Origin of the sequence: Nostoc sp. (assembly GCF_041747015.1) — a bacterium.
Taxonomy (GTDB): Bacteria; Cyanobacteriota; Cyanobacteriia; order Cyanobacteriales; family Nostocaceae; genus Nostoc.
Genome location: NZ_JBGTFY010000386.1, coordinates 1 through 1,901 on the forward strand (window position 1 = coordinate 1; position 1,901 = coordinate 1,901).

At 42.2% G+C, this 1,901-nt stretch carries 2 protein-coding genes; both read right to left on the minus strand.

Translation table 11 applies throughout. The annotated features are described in order from the left end of the window. Window positions 1-498: 498 nt before the first annotated feature. Entirely contained in the window at window positions 499-1,020 is a 522-nt protein-coding gene (locus ACEW80_RS30165) for a hypothetical protein (RefSeq protein ID WP_373530136.1), read from the minus strand. 49 nt (window positions 1,021-1,069) lie between these two features. Continuing rightward, window positions 1,070-1,901: DUF4114 domain-containing protein (locus ACEW80_RS30170; protein WP_373530137.1), on the minus strand; the 832-nt coding region annotated here is incomplete at its 5' end.

The window sequence follows — 1,901 nt, forward strand, 5'->3', positions numbered from 1 at the left end:
TTAGCTACTTTCCTGATTGAGATGTTTTTCTGAACATGTGCTGCAACTATTTTTTCTCGAAGATCGATAGAGTATGACTTCATTTAAAAATATTTATACTTTAATTTAAAGTGTACCTCATTACAGACGGAAGTGCTGTAACCCATTCCTTGAGATAATTTTAATAAATTATTTTCTTGAAGACGATAAGCCGAAATTAAGTGAGTCAATTTCAGAGATGTAAACAGACCTATACCCAAACCAATGTCACAGGAAGTCAGCGCCAAGCCGTTATCTCAGATTTAACCTGTGCTGCCTCTGGCTTTTTCCCCTTTTTACAAGCAGCGACAAATACAGCCTCTGGTGACTTGACCCCAATCCTTGTTCGGAGTGCTTCTTTGAGATATGTGATGGAAAGCGACAAGCCGAAGCAGAGCGCACCCTATCCACGCAAACGATACAGCGCTTCCGGCTATTATGCAATACAGTTTTTCTCCTTGCCCTCTCCTTTCAAAGCTTTCAGATTTGGGGATGTACCTCATAGCTGCCGTAAGTGCTGTTATTCCACTGCGGAAACTTCGCCTGCAACTTCTTGATTGCGCTCACCAGCGCCGGATCATCATTCCAGCATTCCTGCAAGAAGTCAAAACTCGAATTCGCCGCAAGCTTGAGTTTTTGCATACGCTCCGGTCGCATATTTGATCTCGCCACAATCGCCTCATGTGACCATTTTTCAGCATTGGGGACGGACACGGCGCAACCTTCACCCTCATTAACTGTTTTGACTTCTACACCCGAAACCGATTTTTCAACCAACAACGTTCGCGTAGCGTCTCGTAGAGAAGCAGAATAACCCTGTTGTACTTGCCCCTGTGTTTGATTAGCCATCGCTGAAGTTGAAGAAAATTCATTTTGAGCTACAGGTGCGGCGGAAAAACTGCCTTCTTCACGCTCAACACCACAATCCTGGTTTTCAGCCAAAAACCAAGGGGGATTACTCAGTGCAGCATCCACAAGCGTTTCGGCTTTTCTTAGTGCCATTCGGGGTTAAACTCTTGAACATTCGTTCACGGCTTCTTGGATAAGATGACTAAATTGTAGTTGCCAAATTAACTTTGATAATCAGATCATTGAAATCCTTGTCGCCACCATTGGCTAAATCCTCAAAGCCAAAAGTATTACTAGCTAACAAACTAATGTGATCCGTATTATCAGAATTAGCACCCAAGAACGGGAAATAAACCGCCGGATCATTACTAGAATTGTTATCTAAAAGCGCATCAGGAGTAGCATTCACAATAATAAAGGGAGCAAAAATCGCACCAGGTTGGAAAGTACCAGTAAAACTAGCAGAACCTTGATTACTCACAGATAAATCAATACCAGCAACCCGACTACTCACAGCAGCTTGAATATAACCAGCCTGTCCCGTAAGAACATCAGCGATGCCATCGCCATTGGTATCAATTCCCCCATTTTGATCAGTCACCTGATAAAAGCCGACGTAATTGTTGTAAGATGCCTCTCTGTAAACATTAAATTCAGCTTGAACTGATTGTTCGACATCTCGTAAATCAATCAATTCACCTTGGAATTGACCTTGGAGATTTGTACCTAAAGGTAAAGCTTGATCACTCAGGTTAATTTTCACCACCAGATCATTAAAATCTGTAGAACTCTTACCAGAAGCATCCTTCCAACCCAGAGAGAAACTATTATCACCCAAGTCGGTAATTTTTTGGGTTGGGACACTAGAAAACAGTAACTTGCCGATGGAATTTGGATCATTGCGTACAGCATCAAGCGTACCGTCTTGAACTAACAAAAATCTAAAATTCTGACCAGAGTCCAATTGCAGCAGCCTGGTGAGATTATTAGTATCAAAGCCATTGGGGTTATTAGCGATCGCAGATAAAATTACT

Coding starts and splice junctions, on each gene's coding strand:
- ACEW80_RS30165 (WP_373530136.1), bottom strand. CDS start 1,020: ATGGCACTAAGAAAAGCCGAAACGCTTGTGGATGCTGCACTGAGTAAT.